General features: G+C 65.6%; 27 protein-coding genes and 1 pseudogene. 15 read left to right on the top strand and 13 right to left on the bottom strand.

Going from position 1 to position 23,372, the window contains the following annotated elements; genetic code table 11:
• Nucleotides 1-12: 12 nt before the first annotated feature.
• The 7 genes from FAZ69_RS23820 to FAZ69_RS23790 all read left to right on the top strand — a co-directional run bounded on the left by FAZ69_RS23820 (nt 13) and on the right by FAZ69_RS23790 (nt 5,581).
• Nucleotides 13-516 (top strand): GspH/FimT family pseudopilin, encoded by a 504-nt coding sequence (locus tag FAZ69_RS23820; RefSeq protein ID WP_136897559.1) that lies wholly within the window; start codon nt 13-15, stop codon nt 514-516.
• On the top strand, nt 516-968 hold the full coding sequence (gene gspI / locus FAZ69_RS23815; protein ID WP_136897558.1) for a type II secretion system minor pseudopilin GspI: 453 nt from the start codon (nt 516-518) through the stop codon (nt 966-968). The genes FAZ69_RS23820 and gspI overlap by 1 nt, the downstream gene beginning before the upstream one ends.
• Nucleotides 946-1,641 (top strand): PulJ/GspJ family protein, encoded by a 696-nt coding sequence (locus FAZ69_RS23810; protein ID WP_136897557.1) that lies wholly within the window; start codon nt 946-948, stop codon nt 1,639-1,641. The genes gspI and FAZ69_RS23810 overlap by 23 nt, the downstream gene beginning before the upstream one ends.
• Nucleotides 1,638-2,789, top strand: a complete 1,152-nt coding sequence (gene gspK / locus FAZ69_RS23805; RefSeq protein ID WP_136897556.1) for a type II secretion system minor pseudopilin GspK — start codon at nt 1,638-1,640, stop codon at nt 2,787-2,789. The genes FAZ69_RS23810 and gspK overlap by 4 nt, the downstream gene beginning before the upstream one ends.
• 124 nt (nt 2,790-2,913) lie before the next feature.
• Nucleotides 2,914-4,293: a type II secretion system protein GspL gene (gene gspL, locus FAZ69_RS23800; RefSeq protein WP_136897555.1), complete on the top strand. Its 1,380-nt coding sequence runs from the start codon at nt 2,914-2,916 to the stop codon at nt 4,291-4,293.
• Nucleotides 4,290-4,805: a type II secretion system protein M gene (locus tag FAZ69_RS23795; protein ID WP_136897554.1), complete on the top strand. Its 516-nt coding sequence runs from the start codon at nt 4,290-4,292 to the stop codon at nt 4,803-4,805. The genes gspL and FAZ69_RS23795 overlap by 4 nt, the downstream gene beginning before the upstream one ends.
• Complete coding sequence (locus tag FAZ69_RS23790) at nt 4,802-5,581, top strand: type II secretion system protein N (protein WP_136897553.1); 780 nt, start codon at nt 4,802-4,804, stop codon at nt 5,579-5,581. The genes FAZ69_RS23795 and FAZ69_RS23790 overlap by 4 nt, the downstream gene beginning before the upstream one ends.
• A gap of 75 nt (nt 5,582-5,656) precedes the next feature.
• On the opposite strand, the gene FAZ69_RS23785 is transcribed toward FAZ69_RS23790, so the two are convergent.
• Nucleotides 5,657-7,156: an efflux transporter outer membrane subunit gene (locus FAZ69_RS23785; RefSeq protein WP_136897552.1), complete on the bottom strand. Its 1,500-nt coding sequence runs from the start codon at nt 7,154-7,156 to the stop codon at nt 5,657-5,659.
• Nucleotides 7,157-7,410: 254 nt separating this feature from the next.
• Complete coding sequence (locus tag FAZ69_RS23780; protein WP_136897551.1) at nt 7,411-7,656, bottom strand: hypothetical protein; 246 nt, start codon at nt 7,654-7,656, stop codon at nt 7,411-7,413.
• 243 nt (nt 7,657-7,899) lie between these two features.
• On the opposite strand from FAZ69_RS23780, the gene FAZ69_RS23775 reads away from it, so the two are divergent.
• Together FAZ69_RS23775 and FAZ69_RS23770 are read left to right on the top strand one after the other, a co-directional pair.
• Nucleotides 7,900-8,433, top strand: a complete 534-nt coding sequence (locus FAZ69_RS23775; protein ID WP_136897550.1) for a MarR family winged helix-turn-helix transcriptional regulator — start codon at nt 7,900-7,902, stop codon at nt 8,431-8,433.
• Between the two features lie 141 nt (nt 8,434-8,574).
• Nucleotides 8,575-10,143 (top strand): DHA2 family efflux MFS transporter permease subunit, encoded by a 1,569-nt coding sequence (locus FAZ69_RS23770; RefSeq protein ID WP_136897549.1) that lies wholly within the window; start codon nt 8,575-8,577, stop codon nt 10,141-10,143.
• Here FAZ69_RS23770 and FAZ69_RS23765 read toward each other — a convergent pair.
• From FAZ69_RS23765 to ada, 4 genes are all read right to left on the bottom strand, one after another.
• Entirely contained in the window at nt 10,100-10,627 is a 528-nt protein-coding gene (locus tag FAZ69_RS23765) for a hypothetical protein (protein WP_136897548.1), read from the bottom strand. The genes FAZ69_RS23770 and FAZ69_RS23765 overlap by 44 nt on opposite strands.
• Nucleotides 10,628-10,832: 205 nt before the next feature.
• Nucleotides 10,833-12,446, bottom strand: coding sequence for a glutamate--cysteine ligase (gshA, locus tag FAZ69_RS23760; protein ID WP_136897547.1), 1,614 nt, complete (start codon nt 12,444-12,446; stop codon nt 10,833-10,835).
• A gap of 180 nt (nt 12,447-12,626) precedes the next feature.
• Nucleotides 12,627-13,553 carry a DNA-3-methyladenine glycosylase family protein gene (locus FAZ69_RS23755; protein ID WP_136897546.1) on the bottom strand — a complete coding sequence of 309 codons (927 nt, stop codon included), beginning with the start codon at nt 13,551-13,553 and terminating at the stop codon, nt 12,627-12,629.
• On the bottom strand, nt 13,550-14,641 hold the full coding sequence (gene ada / locus FAZ69_RS23750) for a bifunctional DNA-binding transcriptional regulator/O6-methylguanine-DNA methyltransferase Ada (protein ID WP_136897545.1): 1,092 nt from the start codon (nt 14,639-14,641) through the stop codon (nt 13,550-13,552). Before ada ends, FAZ69_RS23755 begins: the two co-directional genes overlap by 4 nt.
• Before the next feature lie 427 nt (nt 14,642-15,068).
• Here ada and FAZ69_RS23745 point away from each other — a divergent pair, with 427 nt between their 5' ends.
• A complete protein-coding gene (locus FAZ69_RS23745) occupies nt 15,069-15,494 on the top strand; it encodes a VOC family protein (RefSeq protein ID WP_136897544.1) in 426 nt (141 codons plus the stop codon).
• 65 nt (nt 15,495-15,559) lie between these two features.
• Here FAZ69_RS23745 and FAZ69_RS23740 read toward each other — a convergent pair whose 3' ends face one another.
• The 3 genes from FAZ69_RS23740 to FAZ69_RS23730 all read right to left on the bottom strand — a co-directional run bounded on the left by FAZ69_RS23740 (nt 15,560) and on the right by FAZ69_RS23730 (nt 17,304).
• Complete coding sequence (locus tag FAZ69_RS23740) at nt 15,560-16,114, bottom strand: YaeQ family protein (protein ID WP_136897543.1); 555 nt, start codon at nt 16,112-16,114, stop codon at nt 15,560-15,562.
• Nucleotides 16,115-16,407: 293 nt separating this feature from the next.
• Nucleotides 16,408-16,749 (bottom strand): surface attachment protein Sap1, encoded by a 342-nt coding sequence (gene sap1 / locus FAZ69_RS23735; protein WP_136897542.1) that lies wholly within the window; start codon nt 16,747-16,749, stop codon nt 16,408-16,410.
• Nucleotides 16,750-16,965: 216 nt separating this feature from the next.
• Nucleotides 16,966-17,304, bottom strand: a complete 339-nt coding sequence (locus FAZ69_RS23730; RefSeq protein WP_136897541.1) for a hypothetical protein — start codon at nt 17,302-17,304, stop codon at nt 16,966-16,968.
• A gap of 31 nt (nt 17,305-17,335) precedes the next feature.
• On the opposite strand from FAZ69_RS23730, the gene FAZ69_RS23725 reads away from it, so the two are divergent.
• The 3 genes from FAZ69_RS23725 to FAZ69_RS33395 all read left to right on the top strand — a co-directional run bounded on the left by FAZ69_RS23725 (nt 17,336) and on the right by FAZ69_RS33395 (nt 18,782).
• Nucleotides 17,336-17,962, top strand: a complete 627-nt coding sequence (locus tag FAZ69_RS23725; RefSeq protein WP_136897540.1) for a LysE family translocator — start codon at nt 17,336-17,338, stop codon at nt 17,960-17,962.
• A gap of 168 nt (nt 17,963-18,130) precedes the next feature.
• The gene (locus tag FAZ69_RS23720) at nt 18,131-18,325 is read left to right on the top strand and encodes a hypothetical protein (protein ID WP_136897539.1); all 195 of its coding nucleotides are present in this window, start codon (nt 18,131-18,133) and stop codon (nt 18,323-18,325) included.
• Between the two features lie 298 nt (nt 18,326-18,623).
• The gene (locus tag FAZ69_RS33395; RefSeq protein ID WP_169708747.1) at nt 18,624-18,782 is read left to right on the top strand and encodes a hypothetical protein; all 159 of its coding nucleotides are present in this window, start codon (nt 18,624-18,626) and stop codon (nt 18,780-18,782) included.
• 4 nt (nt 18,783-18,786) lie between these two features.
• Here FAZ69_RS33395 and FAZ69_RS23715 read toward each other — a convergent pair whose 3' ends face one another.
• On the bottom strand, nt 18,787-18,981 hold the full coding sequence (locus FAZ69_RS23715; RefSeq protein WP_136897538.1) for a glycine zipper 2TM domain-containing protein: 195 nt from the start codon (nt 18,979-18,981) through the stop codon (nt 18,787-18,789).
• A 428-nt stretch (nt 18,982-19,409) separates the two neighbouring features.
• On the opposite strand from FAZ69_RS23715, the gene FAZ69_RS23710 reads away from it, so the two are divergent.
• Complete coding sequence (locus FAZ69_RS23710; RefSeq protein WP_136897537.1) at nt 19,410-19,616, top strand: hypothetical protein; 207 nt, start codon at nt 19,410-19,412, stop codon at nt 19,614-19,616.
• Nucleotides 19,617-19,802: 186 nt separating this feature from the next.
• On the opposite strand, the gene FAZ69_RS23705 is transcribed toward FAZ69_RS23710, so the two are convergent.
• The 3 genes and pseudogenes from FAZ69_RS23705 to mnmE all read right to left on the bottom strand — a co-directional run bounded on the left by FAZ69_RS23705 (nt 19,803) and on the right by mnmE (nt 22,525).
• Nucleotides 19,803-20,081, bottom strand: coding sequence for a DUF4148 domain-containing protein (locus FAZ69_RS23705; RefSeq protein ID WP_136897536.1), 279 nt, complete (start codon nt 20,079-20,081; stop codon nt 19,803-19,805).
• Between the two features lie 180 nt (nt 20,082-20,261).
• Nucleotides 20,262-21,016, bottom strand: a pseudogene (locus FAZ69_RS23700) (YoaK family protein).
• A 108-nt stretch (nt 21,017-21,124) separates the two neighbouring features.
• Nucleotides 21,125-22,525: a tRNA uridine-5-carboxymethylaminomethyl(34) synthesis GTPase MnmE gene (mnmE, locus tag FAZ69_RS23695; RefSeq protein WP_136897535.1), complete on the bottom strand. Its 1,401-nt coding sequence runs from the start codon at nt 22,523-22,525 to the stop codon at nt 21,125-21,127.
• A gap of 361 nt (nt 22,526-22,886) precedes the next feature.
• On the opposite strand from mnmE, the gene FAZ69_RS23690 reads away from it, so the two are divergent.
• A complete protein-coding gene (locus tag FAZ69_RS23690) occupies nt 22,887-23,309 on the top strand; it encodes a transcriptional regulator (RefSeq protein ID WP_169708746.1) in 423 nt (140 codons plus the stop codon).
• Nucleotides 23,310-23,372 lie beyond the last annotated feature (63 nt).

Genomic DNA, 23,372 nt, shown 5'->3' with positions numbered 1-23,372 from the left:
TCGGCTTCGATCATGCGAAGGCTCGCAGGCACATTCTCCAATAGCGGCAGCGGCGCTGCCGGCCGGCCGGCCTCGGGCTTCACGCTGCTCGAGATGCTGGTCGTGCTCGTGATCGCCGGGCTCCTGGTCTCGCTCGCGGCTGTGTCCATTTCGCGCAATCCGCGCACCGACTTGAACGAAGAGGCGCAGCGTCTTGCCCTCCTTTTCGAATCCGCCGGCGACGAGGCGCAGGTGCGCGCGCGGCCCATCGCCTGGCAGCCCGTCAACGGTGGCTATCGCTTCGACGTCCGCACCGAGGACGGCTGGCGCCCGCTGCGCGACGACCTGTTCACGCAGCGTCGCTGGGAGGGCGGCGTGACCGACGTGTCGATCGACTACCCCGGCTCGGACCTGCGCGCGAATCGCGTCGTGTTCGGCGTCGAGAGCATCGACGCGCCGGTGACCGTCACGCTCTACTCGGCCGTCGGCCGCGCGACGATCGTCGGCACCGGCAACGGCCGCTACGAGGTGCGTTGATGAGGAAGCGCCTGCCACGCTCGCTATGTTCTCTTGCTTCGCATGGGACCGGAGTAAGCGCTGAAAGCGCTAACTCCGGATCGACACTTGGCTTCACGATGATCGAAGTGCTCGTCGCGCTCGCGATCATCGCGGTGGCGCTGGCGGCGTCGCTGCGCGCGGTCGGCGCGCTCGCGGCGAGCGAGGCGGACCTGCATCAGCGGCTCCTCGCCAGCTGGAGCGCCGACAACGCCCTCGCTCAGTTGCATCTCGCGCACACGTGGCCGGAAATCGGCACGCAGACGTTCGATTGCTCGCAAGGCAACCTGACGCTCACTTGCACCGAACGCGTCAGCGCGACGCCGAATCCGGTGTTCCGGCGCGTCGAGGTGTCGGTGACGATGCCCGGACGCGACGGCAATCTCGCCCAACTGGTCACGGTGCTCCCGAATGAAACCAACCGTGCGCTCTGAACGGCGAGCCGGGCGCCGCGAACGCGGTGAGCCGCGCACCATCGCCGGCTTTACCCTGATCGAGCTGATGGTGGCGATTGCGATTCTCGCCGTGATCGCGGTGCTGTCGTGGCGTGGGCTCGACCAGATCATCCGCGGCCGGCAGACCATTTCGAGCGCGATGGAAGACGAGCGCGTGTTCGCGCAACTGTTCGACCAGCTGCGCGTCGATACGCGCCAGGCCGCCACCGACGACGAAGCCGGCCAGCCCGCCGTCTCGGTCGGCGGCACGACGCTGCAGATCGTGCGCAACTTCGGCGTGCCGGGCGATCCGCCGCGCCTGCAGGTCGTCCGCTACGGCATCTCCGAGGGCCGCTTGACGCGCTACGCGTCGCCGCCGATCGGCAATGCCGGCGAGCTGCGGCGCGCGCTGCGCGGCGACGTCGGCGACTGGAGCGCCGTGCAGCTGATCGGCGGCGTCGGCTCGATCACGGCGCGCATGTACGTGCCGAAGCTCGGCTGGACGGCGCAGATGAGCGACGTGGAAGCCGAGATCCGCCGCAACGACAACAACCTCAAGGTGCCGCAGCTCGGCAATGCGCCGCTGCCACGTTCGGTGACGGGGCTCGAAGTGAGCATCGGCGCGACGTCGCTGCACGCGCCGGTCACGCGCGTGTTCCTGGTCGGGGAATGACGATGAGCGCACGTCGATCACCAGCTGTGCATGGGACCGGAGTCAGTGCCAAAGGCGCTAACTCTGGATCGACAGAGGCCGGGGCCGCGATCATCACCGCGCTGTTGGTCGTCGCACTGTCGGCGATCCTGGTGTCGGGCATCCTGTGGCGGCAGCAGGTGCAGATCCGGCGCATCGAGAATCAGCGTCTTGCCGCGCAGGCGCGCTGGGTGGCGCGCGGCGCGCTCGATTGGACGCGCCTGATCCTGCGCTCCGAGGCCGACACCTCGGCGGGCGTGACCTATCTCGGCGGCGTCTGGGACGTGCCCATCGCGAAGACGCGTCTGTCCGACTTTCTCGGCCAGATCGGCGAAGTCCGTGCGGAGCAGGGCTCGCAGACTTATTTGTCGGGCTCGATCGAAGATGTGCAGGCGAAGTTCAACCTGCGCAATCTCGTGTCGATCCCCGCGCCGGGCGCGCTCCAGCTGAACGTCGAGCAGATTCAAGCGTTCAAGCGGCTGCTCTCGCTGCTGGGGTTGAACGGCGAGCTTGCGAAGACCGTTGCCGTGCAAGTGCGCGACGGGCTTCGGCAGTCGGCAACGCGTTTCCAGATGTCGAACACCGGCGCGCCGGCGCCGGCGCCTGCACCGGGCGTCGAGGCGCCGCAGATCGCCGGCGCAGTCGGCGGCAACAATTTCACCGGCCAGCCCGGCCTTGCCGACACCGACGACAACGCCAACGTCGCGCCGCTGCAGATGACGAGCGTCGATTCGCTGCTGAACGTGCCCGGCTTCACGCCGGAGATGGTGGCGCGGCTGCGCCCGTTCGTGACCGTGCTGCCGACACAGACCGCGATCAACATGAACACGGCGAGCGCCGAAGTGATCGCGGCCGTGGTGCCGGGGATGAGCCTGTCGAGCGCGCAGGCGCTCGTGGCGCGGCGCGAGACGGTGTTTTTCCGCAACGTCGGCGATGTGACGCTCGCGCTGAGCGCGGCGGGCGTCCCGTCGGCGGGAGTCGATACGAGCCTGATGGACGTGACGACGAGCTATTTTCTGATCCACGGCCGCGTGGAGCACGAACGTGCGGAGCTGGACCGCACGACGCTCGTCTATCGCGATACGCTCACGCATACGACCCGCGTCGTGCGCGTGAGCGATCAGTTATGAACGGGAACATGCACGCCCCCGGACTTGCCGCCTTGTACGAGTGCGAGGCTCGGCGGCGGGGCCAGAAAAACACGGGGCAGCGCTGCGTTTTCCGAAACGCCCCCAGACCAGGAGAGAGTGGCCTTTGAGCACCTTGATCGTCTTTCTGCCGCCGCGGGACCCCGTGGCGCCGTCGCAGGAATGGCTGCTGCCTGAGATGGCGTTCCTGCTTCTCGACAAGGGCGGCCGCACCCAGCGCGCCGGCCGCGCCGCGCTCGCGCTCTTGCCGCGCGCGTCGTCGACGGTGCTGGTCATGGCCGCGCGCGACGTGCTGATGCTGCGGGCCGCCGTGCCGCCGCTGAAGGGGCCGCGCCTGCGCCAGGCGTTGCCGAACGTGGTCGAGGATCAATTGATCCAAGATCCGCAGACCTGCCATATCGCACTCGATCCGCAGGCGCTCGCCGACGGCGAGCGCGTCCTCGCAGTGATCGATCGTGGCTGGTTCCGGTTCGTCGTCGAGGCGTTCGGATCGGCCGGGCACCGAAACCTGCGCGCCGTGCCGGTCACGCGCTGCTTGCCGACGCCGGCCCCGGCTGGCGGTGCAGCCGGAGCCGAGACTGCCGCGGAGCCGGCCGCAGCCGCCGAGGCGCACGCGACGGCGCCGATCGTCGCCGCCGTGCTCGGCATGGTCGTCCAAAGCACGGCTGCGCTGTTCGCCGAGGCGACGGAGGCGTCCGGCGTGCCGGTGCCGTCGATCGAAGCGCACGAGCCCCGCGTCGAGTTCGCGCTCGCGCGCGGCGCGCATGGCGAGGGGCTCGCGGTGCCCGCCTCGGCGGTCGGCGCGACGTTGGCCGCGTTGGCCGGCGGTGCCCCCGTCACGCTCTACGAACTCACCGACGTGCCCGGCAGCGAGCCGCGTCTTGCTTCAATCGCGCCGGCGCCGCAGGCCGGCACGGGCTTGCCGAAGGCGCTGCCGCTGCCGTTCGAAACGCTTGCGCGCCGGGCGCTCGAATGCCGCCTCGACCTCTGCCAGTTCGAGTTCGAGGCGCGTCCGTGGCGGCTCGATCGCGCGACGCTGCGCCGCCTGCGCTTGCCTGTGATGCTCGCGGTCGCGTCGGTCGCCGTCGCGGTGGTCGGCATGAACGTGCAATGGCTGATGCTCGCGCGGCAGCGCGATGCTCTCAACACGCAAATGACCGAGCTGCTGCTCAACGCCTTCCCGAAGACGACGGTCGTGCTCGACGCCCCCGAGCAGATGACGCGCCAGCTCGATCAGCTGCGCATCGCGGCCGGCGAACTGTCGCCGAACGATTTCCTCTCGCTGGCCGCAGGTCTTGCGCATTCGCTCGGACCGGTGCCCGTCAACGGCGTCGCGGCGCTCGACTACCACGACCGCCGGCTCGACGTGACGTTCAAGCCTGAAACCAAGGTCGATCCCGATTTCACCCAGCGTCTCGCACGCAACGGCCTGACAGGCGCCATCGACAGCAACACCGGCAAATGGACGATCAGGAACGGACAATGAAGACAGCATTGGCGAATAGCTGGGCAAGCTTTTGGGATGCGCGCAACGCGCGCGAAAAGACGCTGATCACGTGGGGCGGCGTGGTGCTAGGCGTCGCCATCGCGTACTCGGTGCTGTGGGCGCCTGCCCAGGCCGGGCGCGCGCAATTGCGCGAGACGCTGCCGCAGATGCAGCGCAAGCTGGCCGCGATGACCGCGCAGTCCGACGAGGCGCGCAAGCTCGCTCTCGCGGCGCAAGGCGTCGCGCCGACGGGCATTGCGCTGAAGAATGCGCTTGCCGCGTCGCTCACCGATCATGGCTTGAGCGCCGCGCAGGTCGAGGTGGCCGGCAACGCGGTCGAGATCCAGTTGAAGAACGCGTCGTTCCCGACCTGGACGATGTGGGTCGACGACGTGCGCAAGCAGTTCAAGGTGCAGGTGTCCGAGGCGCATATCACGGCGCTGAAGACCGATGGGCAAGTGGACCTCAATGCGTCGCTGCAGCCGGCCGCCAGTGCCGGCGCGTCCCGATGAAGTTATGGATGTGGCGCCTGAAGGCCTTCGCGCCCTGGCTCGCCGTGGCCGTCGTGTCGATCGGGATCACGCTCGTCGCCATGTTGCCGGCGGCATGGATCACGCCGCAAATCGCGCAGCAGACACAAGGCCACGTGAATTTGATCGAGCCGTCCGGTTCGATCTGGCACGGCTCGGCCGCCTTGATGCTGGCGGCAGGCTCCGATTCGAGCACGGCGACGCTGCTGCCCGGGCGTATCGAATGGCATACGGCGTTCTGGCCGCTGCTGACGGGGCGTTTGCAGATGCGGATGCTACAGTCCGACGCCATGCCCGACCCCGTGACGCTGAACGCGACGGCCACGGGCGCGACGCTGTCGGCGGGCAGTCTCGGCGTGCCGGCGGCGCTGCTCGCCGGACTCGGCGCACCCTTCAACACGCTTGACCTGCAAGGCGACGTGCGCATTGCCTGGAGCGACTGGCGGGTCCTCGAGCACAAGCCGTTCGGACAGCTGACCGTGACGCTCACCGACATGGCTTCGCGCGTATCGCGTGTGAAGCCGCTCGGGTCATACCGGGTGGTGTTTCAGGCCGAAGGGGGGCAGTCGACGCTCGATCTGTTGACGCTCAAAGGCGCGCTGCAGTTGACCGGCCACGGCACCATCACGGGCGGCCTAACCGTGTTTCAGGGCGCGGCGAGCGCCGCGCCCGAGCAGCGCGACAACCTCGCCGGCTTGCTCAACCTGCTCGGGCGACCGACGGGCACGGGAAGCGTCGCGCTGAGTTTCATGCACTGAGATGAAACGACCCCCCAGGCTCACTCCGGTCCCACGCAGAGCTCCCCCCAAGGGGGCGGCCCGGCGCGCACTGAGCTACTTCTGCGCGACCGGCGCCGGCGCCGCTGCATCGCCGGTCTCGCGATCCATCTGCGTGGCGTCCCAGCCTCCGCCGAGCGCCTTCACGAGCTCGACCGACGACACCATCCGCTGCCCCGCCAGCGTCGCGAGCTTTTGCTCCGCGGAGAACGCGGTCGTCTGCGCGGTCAGCACGCTGACGTAGGCGACTGTGCCGGCCTTGTATTCGTTGGTCGTGATCGCGAGCGCCTGCTGCGCCGAGTCGACCGCCTGCTTCTGTACCACGATCTCCCGCGCGAGAATCCGCTGCGACGCGAGGTTGTCCTCGACGTTCTGGAACGCGGCGAGCACCGTCTGCCGGTAGACGGCCACCTGCTGGTCGTAGGCGGCGCGGGCGGCTTCGGTCTGCGCGCTACGCAGGCCAGCGTCGAAGAGCGTCGCCGCCAGCGATGGCCCGACAGTCCAGAAGCGCGACGGCAGCGTGAGCAGCTGCGACCACGCCGAGCTTTCGAAGCCACCTTGGGCGGACAGGGTTAGCGTCGGGAAGAATGCCGCGATGGCGATACCGATCTGTTCGTTCGCCTCGGCGGCCTTGCGCTCGGCCGACGCGATGTCAGGCCGCCGCTCGAGCAGCGCCGACGGCAGCTGCATCGGCACCTCGGGCGGCACGGCGGTGAGCGGTGAGGGCGGAATCGAGAACGTCGACGCCGGCTCGCCGACCAGCACTGCGATCGCGTGCTCGTCCTGCGCGCGCGCGACACCGTTGTCGATCGCAGCGGCCTGCGCCGATTGCAGCTGCGTCTGCGCCGTGATCACGTCGGAGCGCGCGGCCACGCCGACAGCGTATTGGTTCTGCGTGAGCTTGAGCGCTTGCTCGTATGAAGCGGCGGTGTCGTCGAGGAGCTTCTGCAGCGAGTCGAGCTCGCGCAGCGAGAAGTAGGTTTGCGCGAGCGTCGCCTGCGCCGACAGGCGCGCGTTCGCGAGATCGGCCGCAGCGCTCTGCTGCCCGGCCTTTTGCGCGCCGACCTGGCGGCTCACCTTGCCCCACAGGTCGGGCTCCCAGCTGGCGTCGAGCGAGACACTGTAGCTGTTGGAGATCGTGGACGACGTGCTGCTGGACTGCGTGCTGCTCTGGCGCTGGCCGGAGCGTGTCCCGCTCGCGGCGAGGCCGACGGTCGGGAAGTACGCGGCGCGCGCTTCCGAGACGAGCGCGCGCGCCTGCCGGTAGGCCGCCGCGTATTGGGCGACGGTCTGGTTGGCCTGGTTGAGCTTGTCGATCAGCGCATTGAGCTGGGGATCGTCATAGATCTTCCACCACTCGCCGCGATCGGCTTGGTCGGACGGCTGGGCAACCTTCCAGCCCTCGGGCGTTTCCTTGTATGAAGCAGGGACGGTGGCGGCCGGACGCTGATAGTTCGGTCCGACGGCGCAGCCCGCGAACGCGATTGCCGCTGCCGCCGCGACGGCGGCGGTCAGGACACGCGGGATGCCCGCGCGCGGGTTTCGATGACGCTGCATGCAATGGATTCCTGTCGGTTCGATCGCCGCTCGATGGGCGCTTTTCAGGCAGCGCGGATGAGCGGCGATGGCTGCCGCCGTGGTTTCCGGCGCCCGTGCATGGACGGGGTGAAGGCGGCGAGGGACGGCGAAGCCCGAATGGTAGCGCACGGTGCGTGCGGCGCCGTGCGCTACGTCAGATTTGCGAAGCCTAAAGGATAAAGTGAGCGCCGCGCGCGATGTGTTACGGAGGGGTTACGGGCCTGCGAGGCTGATTACGAGACGTTACGGGCGAGACGGAGCTCGCGCGGCGGCCGCGTACGGGCCGCCGTCTCCTCGCGCTGATGGCGCCGGTGATCGAACCACGCGACGAGCGCAATCGCGACCGAGCCGCCCGGCAGCACGAACATCGCGGCGAAGAACGCGAGCTTCCACCAGCGGTGCGGGCCCTGGAAAGCGTGGAGTGCCGAATCGTGGAGGTGGCGGCCGAGGCTGCTCAGTGCGTTCTTCAGGTACTGCATGGGAAATCCTTGTGTGCGCGGGCGCAAAGCGCTGCGCGGTGGTGCGGTTAGAACATTGCGTCTGCGGCGCGGTGTCGCGCGTAACTGATTGCATAGAATAATATTGACTATGCAAGTAAATCTCAAGATACTTCGCAAATCGCATGGACGGACTGTTGTTTGGAGGCACGCGAAAGCCGTGCAATTTACTGTCTAGGCAGATAAAATCGGCCCCGCTTTCCTGGCCGCTTGTAATCCCGTTCCATGAGTGATGACCTCTACGATCCCGACGCGATCCAGCTCGAATCGAGTCTCGGCTACTACCTGACGAAGGCGCGCAACGTGCTGATGGATCGGATGGACCGCGCGCTCGCGCCGCTCGATCTGACCTCGCAGCAGATCGGCGTAGTGCTCCTGCTCGCGAACGGCCGGGCGCGGACGTCGCAGGAGCTGTCGCGCGCGCTGGCGTACGACAGCGGATCGATGACGCGAATGCTCGATCGTCTCGAGAAGAAGGGGCTGATCGTGCGCAGCCGCAGCGCCGATGACCGGCGTGTCGTATGCCTGGCGCTCACGGAGCTGGGGCTTGCCGCGTCGAAGAAGCTGCCGCGCTTGGGCGCGGCGGTGCTGAACGAGCAGTTGCGCGGTTTTTCGGCCGACGAGCTCGCGACGCTGACAAGCCTGCTCGGGCGTTTCATCGCGAACGGGCCGGATGGCGCGGGGCTTTCGTGTTTGAGCGACGAGGCCGCGCCGAGCAAAACGCAGCCGCTCGACGATCGATATACGACCGGCAACTGACGCAGTATCGTCTGAATTATTGATAACGACTACGCATTTGACTGTCTGGGCAGACAATGCGGCGACATGAACTTTGAGTCAGTAGGGTTCGAAAAATAGGTGCAAGGACAAGGTTTTCTTGCCCGGACGGAGGTAACAAGCATGACAAGCACGGCAACTCCCGCCGCATCGGCCGGCGCGACGGCCAGCCCCGCGCCCCTGCAAGGCGGCGCGCTCGCCCTGCTGACGGTCGGGCTCGCGCTCGGCACGTTCATGGAGGTGCTCGATACGTCGATCGCCAACGTCGCGGTGCCGACCATCTCGGGCAGCCTGGGCGTAGCGTCCAGCCAGGGCACCTGGGTGATCTCGTCGTACTCGGTCGCCTCGGCCATCGCTGTGCCGCTGACCGGCTGGCTCGCGCGCCGCGTGGGCGAAGTGCGGCTCTTCACGCTATCGGTGCTGCTGTTCACGATCGCCTCGGCGCTGTGCGGGTTCGCGCAGAACTTCGAATCGCTGATCGCTTTCCGGCTGCTCCAGGGGCTCGTGTCGGGTCCGATGGTGCCGCTCTCGCAGACGATCCTGATGCGCAGCTATCCGCCGCAAAAGCGCGGCCTCGCGCTGGGGTTGTGGGCGATGACGGTGATCGTCGCGCCGATCTTCGGGCCGGTCATGGGCGGCTGGATCACCGACAACTACACGTGGCCATGGATCTTCTACATCAACGTGCCGATCGGCCTGTTCTCGGCCGTCTGCGCGTTCTTCCTGCTGCGCGGCCGCGAGACGAAAATCACCAAGCAGCGCATCGACGCGATCGGCCTCGCGCTGCTCGTGATCGGCGTGTCGTGCCTGCAGATGATGCTCGACCTCGGCAAGGACCGCGACTGGTTCAACTCGCGCTTCATCCTCGCGCTCGCGATCATCGCGGCGATATCGCTCGCGTTCATGCTCGCGTGGGAGGCCACGGAGAAAGAGCCGGTCGTCGACCTGTCGCTGTTCAAGGACCGCAACTTCGCGCTCGGCGCGATGATCATCTCGTTCGGCTTCATGGCGTTCTTCGGCTCGGTCGTGATCTTTCCGCTCTGGCTGCAGACGGTGATGGGCTACACGGCCGGGCTCGCCGGTCTCGCGACGGCGCCGGTCGGCCTGCTTGCGCTCGTGCTCTCGCCGATGATCGGACGCAACATGCACCGGCTCGATCTGCGCATGGTGGCGAGCTTCGCGTTCGTCGTGTTCGCCGTCGTCTCGTACTGGAATTCGACGTTCACGCTCGACGTGCCCTTCAATCACGTGATCCTGCCGCGGCTCATGCAGGGGATCGGCGTCGCGTGCTTCTTCGTGCCGATGACGACGATCACGCTCTCGAGCATTTCGGACGAGCGGCTGGCGAGCGCGTCGGGCTTGTCGAATTTCCTGCGGACGCTTTCGGGGGCGATCGGCACCGCGGCCAGCACGACCTACTGGGAAAACGACGCGATCTATCACCACGCCGTGCTGGCCGAATCGGTGAGCAACTATTCGCAGAACACGACCGACTACAGCGGCGCGCTCTCGAGCCTCGGCCTCGTCGGCGACGGCCTCACCGCGCAACTCAACCAGATCGTGACGACGCAGGGCTACATGATGGCGACCAACGATTTCTTCCGGATTTCGTGCGTCGGGTTCGTCGCGCTCGCGTTGCTGGTGTGGGTCACGAAGCCGCGCAAGGGCGCCGGTCCGGCGATGGGACACTGAGCGAAGGCCGCGGCGCCGCTGACTGCTGTGATATGCCTGTGCGCAGCCGCGGCGGCGCGAAGCTTCCAGGGGCGGCCGGCGCGCGCGCCGGGGCGGCCGATCCCGACCTCACGTACAGCTTGAAGTCCGCGCCCGCCTGCCACGGATTCGGATTGCAGCCGAACGCGCTGTCGCAATGCGCGGCGAAGCCGATCGTCGCCGTGCCGTCGTGGTTCAGCGTCAGTGTGATCTGGTAAGCCAGCGCCCGGCTTCCGCCGGCCGGCCCCGCGGTCTGGATCAGGGAATCGGTGGAGGCCTGCATCGCGTAATTGGCGTGACGCGCTACCCATTCCCGCGCCCGCGTCCACCATTGGGCGCATTCCGACGGAACCTGGCACGTGAGCGGCTCGGTCGCGGTCTGCATCGTGTCCGGGCTGATCTCGCCGCTCGACGAACAGCCGACAAGCCACGCCGGCAGCAGCATGATCAAAAGCACGCGTTTCATCGGATCTGCCCTCCTTTTGTCCTGCAAATAGCGGACAAATCGCGTCAGCGCGGGCGCGGCGATTGCGTCGGCGCTTTAGCAACGACACAAAGTTGGACCGTCCGAAGGCGAACGCGTTTCGCAAGCGTTCGTGAGGGCTGCTGAATGGCGGAAGGACATCGAGGCGCGGCGCGGCAGCGCGCTTCGATGCCTTCTTCGGCCTGACTCAAACGCTGAAGCGGTTCAACGTGTACGCCCGATAGGCGGCGACGAACGCGTCGAACGAGCCGACCTCGTTGCGCTCGAGCTGCGCCTGCTCGTCGAGCGATTGCGCCGCGAGCGCGGCGGCTTCGCGGGCGGCGTCCGCACGCAGCGGGCGCGCGCGGAACCAGGCGGCATGCGCTTCGCTCTGTGCGCGGCCGAAGGCGAGGAAGCTCTGCTGCTTGTCGCGCATCGTCTGCAGCACGCGGGCCGAGGGCGTCAGCGAGGCGTCGGCTAACTTCGAGCGTTGCGCCGCGACGGCGCGCGTGTGGGCGTCGTTGCCGTGCAGCGCGTCGAGTGCCTGGGCAGTGAGGTCGATCTTCGACAGCAATTCCGCTGCCCAATCCTGCATCGCCACCGGCTGCCCGTCGCGCGCGAGCTCAAGGCCGGGCTTGCGTCCTTCGAGCGTGACGCGGCCGAAGTTTGCATTCGCCTCGGCGTAGGCATCGGGCGGCAGGAGCGGGCTGTCGTCGAGCGCGCAGGCGAGCAGGTAGGCATCGAGAAAACGCGCCGTTTCAAGCGCGATGCCGGTCGGCTCGAACGGGTCGATGTCGAGGCAGCGCACTTCGACGTACTGCACGCCGCGCGCAGCCAGCGCATGCAGCGGCCGCTCGCCCGGATGGGTGACGCGCTTGGGCCGGATCGTCGAGTAGAACTCGTTTTCGATCTGCAGCACGTTCGTGTTGATCTGCACCCACTGGCCGTCGCGATGCGTGCCGATCGCCTCGTACGGCGGATACGGCTGGCTTACCGCCTTCGCCAGCGCGTCGAGATAGCCGGGCAGCGTGTCGTAGTCGGCCTGTAGCGCGGCTTGCGCCGTCGTGTTCGAGTAGCCGAGGTCGCTCATCCGCAGGCTCGTCGCGTATGGGCGATAGAGCGTGTCGGCATCGAACGTTTCGAGCTTGTGCGGCTTGCCGCGCAGGAACTCGCGATCGAGCGCGGGCGATGCGCCGAACAGGTACATCAGCAGCCAGTTCGTGCGCCGGAAATTGCGGATCAGCGCCAAGTATCGTTCGGACTGGAAATCAACGGCGCTTGCGGTCGAGTTCTGCTCCGTGTGCAGCAGGCGCCACACTTCGTCGGCGAGCGAGTAGTTGTAGTGGATGCCGGCGATGCATTGCATCGTGCGGCCATAGCGCAGCGCGAGGCCGTGCCGGTAGACGGTCTTCAGCCTGCCGATGTTCGACGTGCCGTATTGGGCGATCGGGATCTCGTCGTCGGCGGGCAGCTGGCCGGGCATCGAGAGGTTCCACAGCAGCTCGTCGCCGAGCTGCGAGTAGACAAAGCGATGCAGCTCCTCGAGCCGCTCGAGCGTCACCGCGGGATCGTGCTCGGCCGGCGTGATCAGCTCGATCAGCGCTTCCGAGTAGTCGGTCGTGAGCGACGGGTGTGTGAGCGCGGAACCGAGCGCGCGCGGATGCGGCGTCATCGCCAGCGCACCGTCGCGCGTCACGCGCAAGCTCTCCTTTTCGATACCGCGCAGGCCTTGCGCCAGCACGTCGCGCGCCGCGCCGGAAGTCAGCACAGACAAACGGCGCTCGAGCGCCGCGGAGTGTTGAGATGGTTGGGTGTTGGGCATCGACGGGAACCAGACGCAAAGGACGCCGTGCCGCGAAGCACGGCGTCCTACTGAAATTTTTGGGTAGCGGGCACTTTAACATTTACCCGACTAGCTCGCTTGAACCCAATGCCGGCGAGGGTTTGCGGGCAATTCCGCGGTTTTGCGCGGCCCTTGCCCGGGGGCCTTTGCAAGCGTCGGTCAGCCGCCGCGGGCGCCGTTTGCACGGTCCGTCACTTCGTTCCAGAGATGCATCGCCGCGTATGCGCGCCACGGGCGCCATGCTTCGGTGCGTGCGCGCTGCGCGGCAGGCCGCGTGAGCGCCGCGTCGCGCGCGATGATCGATTGCATCAGGACGAGGTCTTTGTCCGGCCAGGCGTCGGCGTCGCGCCACGCGCGCATGGCGACATATTCGACGGTCCACGGGCCGATGCCGGGCAGCGCCAGGAGCGTCGCGCGCAACGCGGCTGGATCGGCGGGCGCGGCGCTCGCGGCGTCGAGCGGCACGGCGCCCGAGGCGACGGCTCGCGCGAAGCCCTGGAGCGCGGCGACGCGCTTGCCCGGCATGCCGATCTGCGCGAGGTCGGCGCTCGCGAGCGTGGCGGGCGTCGGGAAGCGCCATGCGGTGCCTTCGTGCGGATGGTCGTCGATGCGCTGCCCGGCGCGCGTGACGAGCCGGCCGACGATCGTCGTCGCGGCCTTCACGCTCACCTGCTGGCCGACGATGGCCCGCACCACGAGCTCGAAGCCCGACCACGCGCCGGGCACGCGCAAGCCCGGCACGGCTTCGACGAGCGGCTTGAGCCATGGATCGCGGGCGAGATGTCCGCCGATCTCAGCGGGGTTCGCGCCGAGATCGAACATCCTGGCGAGATGCGGGGCGAGCGTGTCGGCATGTTGGCTCGCTGCGCCTTCGATCGTCGCCACGAGACAGTGCTTGCGCGCGTGGCGCTTGACGATCAGCGTGCCGGCCGCGCCCTGCCATTCGACCGCGCGGCGATAGGCGCCGTCTTCGATGGCTTCGACGCCGGGGCTCGCGCGTCCGGCGAAAAACCGCAGGACGCGCGGCCAGTCATACGGCGCCTTGAACGGCAGTTCGAGCGTGACGACACGGGCGGCGGCGCTCAAGCGGCGTCGTCCACTGTTTGCGGCTTGCTTGCCTCATGCGCGTGCTGCGCTTCGGCCTCGAGCAAGGCCGCCTTGCGCGGCAGGCCCCAGCGATAGCCCGCGAGCGCGCCGCCCTTCTGGATGACGCGATGGCACGGAATCGCCAGCGCGACCGGGTTCGATGCGCACGCGCTCGCCACGGCTCGCACGGCGTTGGGCAAGCCGAGCGACTCGGCGATCTGCGTGTAGCTGCGCGTCTGGCCGTACGGGATGCGCTGCAACGCGTCCCAGACGCGCTGCCGGAATGCCGTCGACGCGACGTCGAGCGGCAGGTCGAACGCTTGCCGCGTGCCCTGCAGATAGGCCTCGATCTGCGCGATGAACGGCGCGATGCGCGCGCGGTCTTCGATCAGCTCGGCGTTCGCGAAGGCTTCGCGCAGCTCGCCGGTCAGCGCGCCGGTGTCGTCGCCGAAGGCGATCCGGCAGATGCCTTTGCCGGTCGCGGCGACCAGCACGAAGCCGAGCGTCGTCTGCGCGCTGGCGTAGTGGACGCGCAGGCCCGCGCCCTTGCGCCGGTACGTCGAAGGCGACATCCCGAGCTCGCTTGCCGCGGTTTCGTAGAGACGCGACGCCGAGCTGTAGCCGGCGTCGGCGGCCGCCCGGGTGACGCCGTCGCCGCGCTGCAAGGCGTCGCGCAGTGCCGCGCCGCGCCGCGCCGCCTGATACTGCCGCGGGGACACGCCGACTACGCGCTTGAACAGGCGCTGCAGGTGGAACGGGCTGACGTGGACCGCGTCGCTCAGCTGTGCGAGCGTGAGGCGCTGCTGCGGATCGGCGTCGAGCGCGGCGCAGGCGCGGTTCACGATCGCCAGCTCGCGCGGCAGGCCGCCAGGCTGGCAGCGCTTGCAATCGCGATAGCCGGCGGCACGCGCTTCGTCCGCCGTGGCGAAGAAATCGACGTTTTCACGCCGCGGCTGGCGCGACGCGCACGACGGGCGGCAGAACACGCCTGTGGTTTTCACGGCGTAGAAGAATTCGCCGTCGGCTTGCGTGTCGCGCCCGGCGACAGCGGTCCAGCGTTCGGCATCGGTCGGATAAGTGGTTTTCATCTCGTCCTCGGATCACAAGTAGACGATTTGACTGTAGGCCTCATCCCGGAACACTACGCCCCGGATCTTGCGCTGTCATTCGGCGCACTATATGACGGCTGTATGACGAAGTTGCGCGGTGCTAAAGCGCGACAGTTTGTTCATTTAACAACTTTTGATACAAAGGATATTGCGTCGCACCATCCGGTTGTGTATAGTGGTTCCTGTCTCCTCCATGTCTCCTCCTGATATGGATTAAGCCCGTTCCTTGTGAGCGGGCTTTTTTTCGTCCGTTGTCCGTCCATCCGCTCCCCCGCTTTCCTCGCGCTGGGCGCTCATAAGAGCGTCGCACGCCGGAGGTAAACTTACGCTGCAATCTTCGGTCCCATCAGGCGGATAGCCGTTGGTTCACAGCTTTGAACTCCGGCCGACACAGGAGGCACCCGAAATGAACTTCACGATTCGCGAGATCGATCACGTCGTGATTCGCGTCGCCGATCTCGAGGCGATGACGCGCTTCTATTGCAATGTGCTCGGCTGCAATGTCGAAAAAGAGCAGCGCGACATCGGCCTGATCCAGCTTCGCGCAGGCCGTTCGCTGATCGACTTGCTCGCGACCGGCGGGCCGATCGATCGTCCCGACAGCGGCGTCCCCGGCGCGGGCCGCAACATGGATCACCTTTGCCTGCGCGTCGATCCGTTCGATGCCGAAGCGCTGCTCGCCCATCTTGGCGGGCTCGGCGTCGAGCTCGGCGAAGTCGGCCGGCGCTACGGCGCCGATGGCTACGGTCCGTCGCTCTATTTGTTCGACCCGGAGCACAACATGGTCGAGCTGAAGGGGCCGCCCGAAGCGGCGCCCGCGCCGTCGCGCTGAAAGCCAAAAGCGCGGCGCGCCGTGGTGCGATGCCGCGCTTTTTGCGTTTCCCTTTCCATGCCAGGTCACGCTTGCTCGGGCGCCTTCAACACCGTCCATTCGATCGCGACCGGATCGGCATCGGCGCTGCCGAGCCACGCCGCGCCGTCCTGTACGGTCATCTGAAGGCGCATCGTCCGCTCCGCAAGGCCGCCGAGCGCATCGGCGACACCTTCGCCCAGCGACCACACGGTCACGTTCGACAAACGCTCGACCTTGCTGCGCACGCCCTGCCACCAGATGTCCGAAGTCCGCCCGCCGTACGCGATCACGACGACTTCGTTGGAGCGCCCGCTCGCCTTCGCGATGCGCCGCTCGTCGGGCTGGCCGACCTCGATCCACGTCTCGATGGCGCCCGTCAGGTCCTTTTGCCAGAGGTCGGGCTCGTCGGTGTCGGACAGGCCCTTGCAGAATTCGAGCCGTTCGTGCGCGAAGAGCGCGAACGCGGCAACGCGCACCATCATCCGCTCGTCGGTTTCCGACGGGTGGCGCGCGATCGTCAGCGCGTGATCGCCGTAGTAGTGCCGGTCCATGTCGGCAATTTGCAGTTCCGCTTTGTAGATCGTCGATTTGAGAGCCATGCAGCACCAGATGTGACCCGCGGTTGGCGAGTCATGGGAATGGGGGCAGGGTTTCGAGTGACGCATGCAGCGCGCCGACCCGACTGGTTGGCGCGTGATGATACCGAATGAGCGGATTCGGCGCGGGAAATTGTACGGAAGGGTATGACGCCGGCGTGGCGTCGTGCCAAAAAACACAGATGGCGGCTTGGCGTGAACCAAGCCGCCTGCGTCGCTATGCGCGACAATGCCGCCGACGTTGCGCGGTCGGCGCGCCGGTGTTCAGTGCTTCAGCCGCGAGGCGGCTTCAGAGGTCATTGCTTGATGAAGCGGTCGCTCGTCCAGAGTCCTTCAGTATCGCCGTTGCCTGCGTTCACGAATTCGACATCGTGACCGACCACGCGCACGACGCGGAAGTCCGCGTGCTCAGGCGTCGACAGGCATTGATAGCCTGAGAAGTACTCCTGCATTTGCTGCTGCTCGCCAGCTTGCGCATGTTGGTAGGCGGAGTCGAGTTTGTCCTTCGACAAGCACCCGTAGGAGTTCGCTACGAACTGGAAGGTTTGCTGCGGCTTGAGCGCATCCTGCGCCTGCGCTACCGACGCCGCTGCAAACAAGCCAACGACGGTGAAGAGAATCCCTGCACGCTTCATCATGGTCTACCTCCATGCGGGTTGTTACTCAGGTTAGCTATGTATTTAAAGGCAATCGAGAACCCGCAACTCTTATCCTAGATCAAGCTTTTCGAACAACAAGCACATCTTGTGTGCGCTCGCAATAGTGGCGAATTGCCGCACCTTCCGAGCCGGTCCTTAGTGGGTTTCGAACTGCCAGATTCTGTCGACACGGCTTCGTCTGTGGATGGGTCCGCGTTAAGCCAGATAAGGCTCTTCGAGATGACGTTGCAAGCGTCGATCAACAATTAAGCTGCTAACTAATTCGAAAACGCCTTTGATGCGCTGCACATAAAGTCGTTTCCAATGCTCGCTTGCCAGCGCGACATATGGGACTGAATACAGAATAAAAAGAATGCCTGCTTGTGCGATGGCTTTCGTCATGCAGGGAGTTATAGAGGCTATTACGCACGAAACGTGCCCCTTCAAGAGCGATTTATGCATATGAATAATCGTGGGCAGGCGGTGGGCCGCACGAACGCGTGGCGCATCTTCATCTTCAAGAGAAAAGTCGCCTTGCGCGGCACGCCGGTTCATGGATAAATCAGGCTATTCCGTGGAGAAACTCATGACCCTCGCTCACTGGCTGCCGTTTGCGATTGCATCGGCGATTCTCGTCGCCATTCCCGGCCCTACCGTGCTGCTCGTCGTTTCGTATGCACTCGGCCACGGGCGCCGTTACGCGTTCGCCACCACTGCGGGCGTCGCGCTCGGCGACCTGACGGCGATGACCGCTTCGATGCTCGGACTCGGCGTGCTGCTCGCCGCGTCAGCGGCCTGGTTTGCCGCGCTCAAGTGGGCCGGCGCCGCCTATCTGGTCTACCTGGGCATCAAGCTCTGGCGGGCGCCTGTCGGCGATCCCGGTGCGGCTGACATCTCCGAGACGCGCACAGGCCGCATCTTCGCGCACGCCTACGCGGTGACGACGCTCAATCCCAAGAGCATCATCTTCTTCGTCGCCTTCGTGCCGCAGTTCATCGACACGCATGCGCCCATCTGGCCGCAAATCGCGATTTTCGAAGCGACCTTCATCGTGCTCGCGTCGCTCAATGCGTTCGGCTATGCAATGCTCGCATCGGGCGCGCGGCGTGCGATTCGCAGCACCAACGTGCAACGCGCGGTGAACCGCGGCGGCGGGGCGCTGCTGATTTGCGCTGCGGTGTTTGCTGCGGCTTGGAAGAAGGCGGCAGCATAATCGGCGGCGCCCTCATTCGCCGAGTTTCGTATCGGCGGCCGCCGCCGTGCCCCGCCGTTTCGCGGGCCCTGAAACGGGGCATAAACGGAAGTGAGGGCGAGACCACGCGCTCATAGCGGATTCGCAAACTACCGGCGCCGGACCAAGCCTAAAATGAGACGACGTTGTTTGAAGTCCGGCGATGCGGAGGCCATCGTGATCGAGCACCTGATACTTGGCGCATTTCTCGTCCTGCCCTTATTAATTGTCGCATTCCTGTTTTCGGACGAGTTGTGGCAGGAGCACCGACAGCAGGTGCAAAGCGAGGATGCGCGGCGAATCGACTGGCGTCATCCGCTGCGCAGCTTGCTGCATCGGCACTGAGAATCGGCTGCCATGGCGATCGCGGGTTTTCGAGCCGTGCGATGTTTGCCGGATGGTCGCTCATCGCACATTCGCTTTTGTCGGACGCGAGCACGATGCATCCATGCGCGAGGCCGGCCCTCGGTCCGCGCATGTGGGAGGACCGATTAGCCCGCTTTTGCGGGCTTCTTTTTGCCCCTCGGCAACAGACCCTTTCTGCTAAAGCGTGATAGCAAATATTGACGCTGGTAAACCCTGTCAGTATGCGTCCGGACGAAGTATTCTCATGCGCATGGCATGACTTCGCGAGGATGCAACCATGGACGAGACATTGGTCGGCATGGCGATAGGAATCTCGGTCTTGGTATTTGCGAGTATTTTGATTGCCGGTCACTACCGCCGGGAGCGACTGCGCAGTCGTATCGTCAATAGCTTGCACGGGCACCGTCTTTATGACTTCACTCGGCCGAAGCGCTGATGCGTTATCTGCCGAGCTCGTAACCGACGATACCGCCTGCCACTGCGCCGCCTATCGTGCCTGCGGTGCTGTGGTGCGTGACCTCATTGCCGACGACGCCACCCACGGCCGCCCCGCCGAGCGTGCAGCCGCTCAGAAGCAACAGCGCCGATAGCGTTCCGATGACGCCAAATATTGCGGTTCGTTTGAGTCGCAGCATGACTGTTCCCCCTTTTGTCCAAAGCCTACGAACAACGGTAGCCGCGCAAGCGGCATACCCGCCGACGAAGCGATCGCACATGCATCGACGTCCCGGGTTCGCGGGATCGGGGCGAAATGGAAAGGCCGAGAAGCTTTGAGCAGCCGTCAAGCCGTCTTCTCGAATGCGCCAGCTTGCGTGGCGTTTGTCGCTTGGTGCGCAGCAAAACGGAAAGTCGCTTCTTCACCAAGGGGTTGGCGAAGGGCTCCCGAGGTTATCCACAACTGTGCGCACGGATTTTGTGGATAACCGGGGCTTTGCGCACAGGCCAAGCCGGGCTCGGGTTTCAGCTCTGAAACGCTCGGCGGACATCTTCCCGCGCGCTCGCTTCTTAGGCGTGCCGCTCGAAAACGCTAAAGCTTCACCCCTCGCCTGCCGACAACCGTAGTATGGAAAGCGAAAACGAACCTCTGCTTGCATGGGATCACGTGCTGTACCGCAAGGCGCGGGCAGTGGCGACGAGCGTCAGGGCCATCCGCAAAGCGCAGGGCAAGCCGTGCCACGAAGATCTCGATCCCGATTCGCCGGAGTTCCTTGCTGCGGAGGAGTCGCTCGTGTGCGATTTGTTGAACGCGATCGCGGCGCTTCCGGATTAGCCTGCCGCTGAGAGGCCGCCGGTACGAATGGAACAAATCAGGCCCGCGCTCCTAAGAGTCACGGGCCTGATTTTTTCGGCTTACCTATGGGCGGCTACCGCCCAAGCCGGCATCACGTCGAGCGACACCGCACTAGTCGATCAACGACCAACATACACCGGTGCGGAATACGAGGTCGCCGTCACTTCATTCACCGCGCTGCCCCGACTGGGACGAATCGCGACTAACCGAACCGTAACCTGAAGTGTCCGCCGCTGCGCCTTTTTGCGCCGCGACGCGGGCTTCAGCGGCCTGAATGTTATCCGGATAGTGCATCCAATCGAGCGGGCTATATCCGGCCTTTTCGACCTGCACGAGATCCGCACGGACCTGCTCGCGTGTAAGCGGCTGGTTCGACTGCGCGAACGATGCGACCGGTGCGGCGAGAACGAGAGCAACAGCAATGGCTTTGATCAGCGATTTCATGACGATTACCTCAGAGGATTGTTGTGTGAGGAGCTACAAACACGGTTGTTCGTAGCTGATGACAACAGTCTAGAGGGACAATCGACTAGGGTGAATACCTAGGTTCTGAATTCACTGTTATCCAAATCAGGACAATCGGAAAACTGCCTGCGCCGGCTGGTTGTTCGCATGCCGTCTCTGCTATCCCCGCTGCCCCCGCATATCGTCGACGAGCGGCACCGCCGCCAACGCAAGCAGCACGACCGCGAGCGGCAGTGTCGAAACATAGCCCAGGTGCTTGAAGCCGATTGCGCCCGCCAGGCCCCCGAGAGAAACGAAACCAGCAGCGAACCGAGCAGCGCGAGCTTCTGCCGGTCGGCACGGACGAAGTCCGCATCGGCGGACGGCCGCGGGGCGGACCCGTTCCAGTAGAACAGCTTGCCGAGCTCGATTCCGATGTCCGTGACGAGGCCCGTCACGTGTGTTGTGCGGATCTCCGAGCGCGAAATCTTGGTGATCATCGCGTTCTGCAACCCCATGACAAAACACAGCAGGCAGACCGTCGCCGGCAGGAAAAGCAGCCGGTGCTGCTCGAGTTGCGACCCGATCAGGCCGAAGCAAAGCAGCAGCGCCGCCTCGATCACGAGCGGCGTCGCATACACGCCGCGCAAACGATGCCGGCGGCCCCAGTTGATCAGGATCGCGGAGGTCGCCGCCCCGCAGAGGAACGACAGCAGCGAACTCAGCCCCGCGACGACGAGATTCAACTCCCCGAGCGCAAGGTTGTCGGCCAGCGACGACACGATCCCCGACATGTGAGAGGTGTACTGCCCGACCGCGAGAAACCCGCCAGCATTGGCGGCTCCGGCGACGAAGGCGAGCGAGCGCCCCAGGCGGCGATTGGTGGCGTCGGTGCGCTCGGGCGTGGTGAATCCGCGAAGGTAGTTGATCGGCATGCTGCGGCTCGGCTCAGTGGATGGGTACCGATAAGATCAGGCGGAACAGCCGATCAGTGTAATCGCAATGCGTACACTGCAAATCGCCGAAGTTGTGCGGATTTGACCTTATTTGCCGATGCAGAAGCGGCTGAAAATCACGCCGAGCAAGTCATCCGACGTGAACTCCCCGGTGATCGAATTCAACTGCTCCTGCGCGAGCCGCAGTTCTTCGGCGAACAAATCGAGCGCCTGCGCGTTCTGATTCGCGTGGTCGGCCGCGAGCGCGAGGTGATCCTGCGCTGCGCGCAGCGCAATCAGATGCCGCTCGCGTGCGAGGTAAACGCTCTCCGCCCCTGCCTGCCATCCCGCGATCCGCAGCAATTGCGCGCGCAACAAATCGATGCCTTCGCCTTTCTTCGCCGACAGCCGCACTTCAGAGACATCGGCGTCGCTTTCACCGCCAAGCCGTGCGACCGACGTCGCAAGCCCCGTCAGATCCGTCTTGTTCAACACGCGCACGACGGGCACGCCCGCCGGGAAGCGCGCGGCGATCGCATGATCCTCGCCGGTCGACCCGACGCGCGCATCGAGCAGATGCAGCACGACATCCGCGCGCTCGATCTCGTTCCACGTACGCGCGATGCCGATCTTCTCGACTTCGTCCTCCGTTTCGCGCAGCCCGGCCGTATCGATCACGTGCAGCGGGATGCCTTCGATCTGGATGGTTTGCGAAACCTTGTCGCGTGTGGTGCCGGCGATCGGCGTGACGATCGCGAGTTCGGCGCCGGCGAGCGCATTCAGGAGCGACGACTTGCCGACGTTCGGCTGTCCCGCCAGCACCACCGACAACCCTTCGCGCAGCAGCGCCCCCTGTCGTGCATCGGCGAGCACCTGCGCGAGACGCTCGCGGATATGCGCGAGCTTGCCCCGTGCGTCGGCGGCTTCGAGAAAGTCGATCTCCTCTTCGGGGAAATCGAGCGTTGCTTCGACGAGCATGCGCAGCGTGATGACGTCCTCGACGAGCGTATGGATGTCGCGCGAAAACGCGCCTTCGAGCGAACGCCCTGCTGAGCGCGCGGCGGCCTCGGTGCTCGCTTCGATCAAATCGGCGACGGCTTCGGCCTGCGCCAGGTCGAGCTTGTCGTTCAAGAACGCGCGGCGCGTGAATTCGCCGGGCTCCGCGAGCCGCAGCGCGAAGGCTCGGCCCGCATCGATGCAGCGTTGCAGCAGCAGTTGCATCACGATCGGCCCGCCGTGGCCCTGCAGTTCGAGCACGTGCTCGCCCGTGTACGAATGCGGCGCAGGGAAGTACAGCGCGATGCCGCGGTCGAGCGCATTGCCGCTTTGGTCGAGGAACGGCACGTAGCTCGCATGACGCGGCGCGAGCGGCTGGCCGCACAGCGCCTGCATCAGCGCGCGCGCGGCGGCTTCCCCGGCGCGTCCGAACGACACCCGCACGACCCCGATGCCTCCCCGGCCAGGAGCGGTGGCAATGGCGACGATCGGATCGGAGTCAGTGGCGAGCATGGCGGAGCAGCGCTGGAGTAATCGAGAAGAAGCCGGGAGCTAGCGTGCGCGCACGCTTGCCGAAAACGCAGCGCATTGTAGCGCGCGGGTCGCTTGGCTTCGACGACCGTGGCGAAGCCTGAGCAGCCATGTACAGAACAGGTGATTTATCTCAAATGAGATAAGAAATTTCCTAATAATATCTTCTATCATTGAGACCGAAGTCGCCGAATATGCTTGATGGGTAAGGGCTCGTGCGATGTACCGGCAATCGCATATTTCTGCTTTTCGCCGCGTATCCCAGCTAAAACCGTGCCGATATCGGCTAAATGTAGCTTGATTGGTTGTCTTCTTCACGCTGGCTGAACTGCACAATTTTGTGATGCCAACCGTCGAAGAAAAAATGGCGTTCTCCGAGCGCCTCAAGTTCGCGCTGCTGCGCAGCCCCGAGAAAATTTCGGGCGGGACCGAGCTTGCCCTGCACTTCAATCTGCGCCATCACGGCGAGAATTCGATTTCGCCGCAGACCGCACACAAGTGGCTGACCGGCCGCACGATTCCCACGTCCGACAAGCTCGCGACGCTCGCCGACTGGTTGCGCGTCGATCTCCACTGGCTGCACTACGGGCCGCCGCCGAGCGCGGCCGCCCGCTCGACGCCCAGGCCACTGCCACGCGACGAGAAATATCCGCTGACGCCGGAGACGATCGAGCTGGCGTCGAAGATCGAGGCGCTGTCGCCTCATCATCGGTATTTGGTGCAGGAGCTGATCGAGCAGTTCTATGGAGACGGGGCCGAGCGTTAGCGCAGCTGAAGCCCTTGCCGGCCATCGGCTCGAGACATTCCAGAAATCGCTCATCCAAACAAA

It is taken from the genome of Trinickia terrae (assembly GCF_005144415.1).
GTDB classification, from domain to species: domain Bacteria; phylum Pseudomonadota; class Gammaproteobacteria; order Burkholderiales; family Burkholderiaceae; genus Trinickia_A; species Trinickia_A terrae.
Note: the sequence above shows the minus strand (reverse complement) of the source record. Positions and strands in the feature narration are given on the sequence as shown.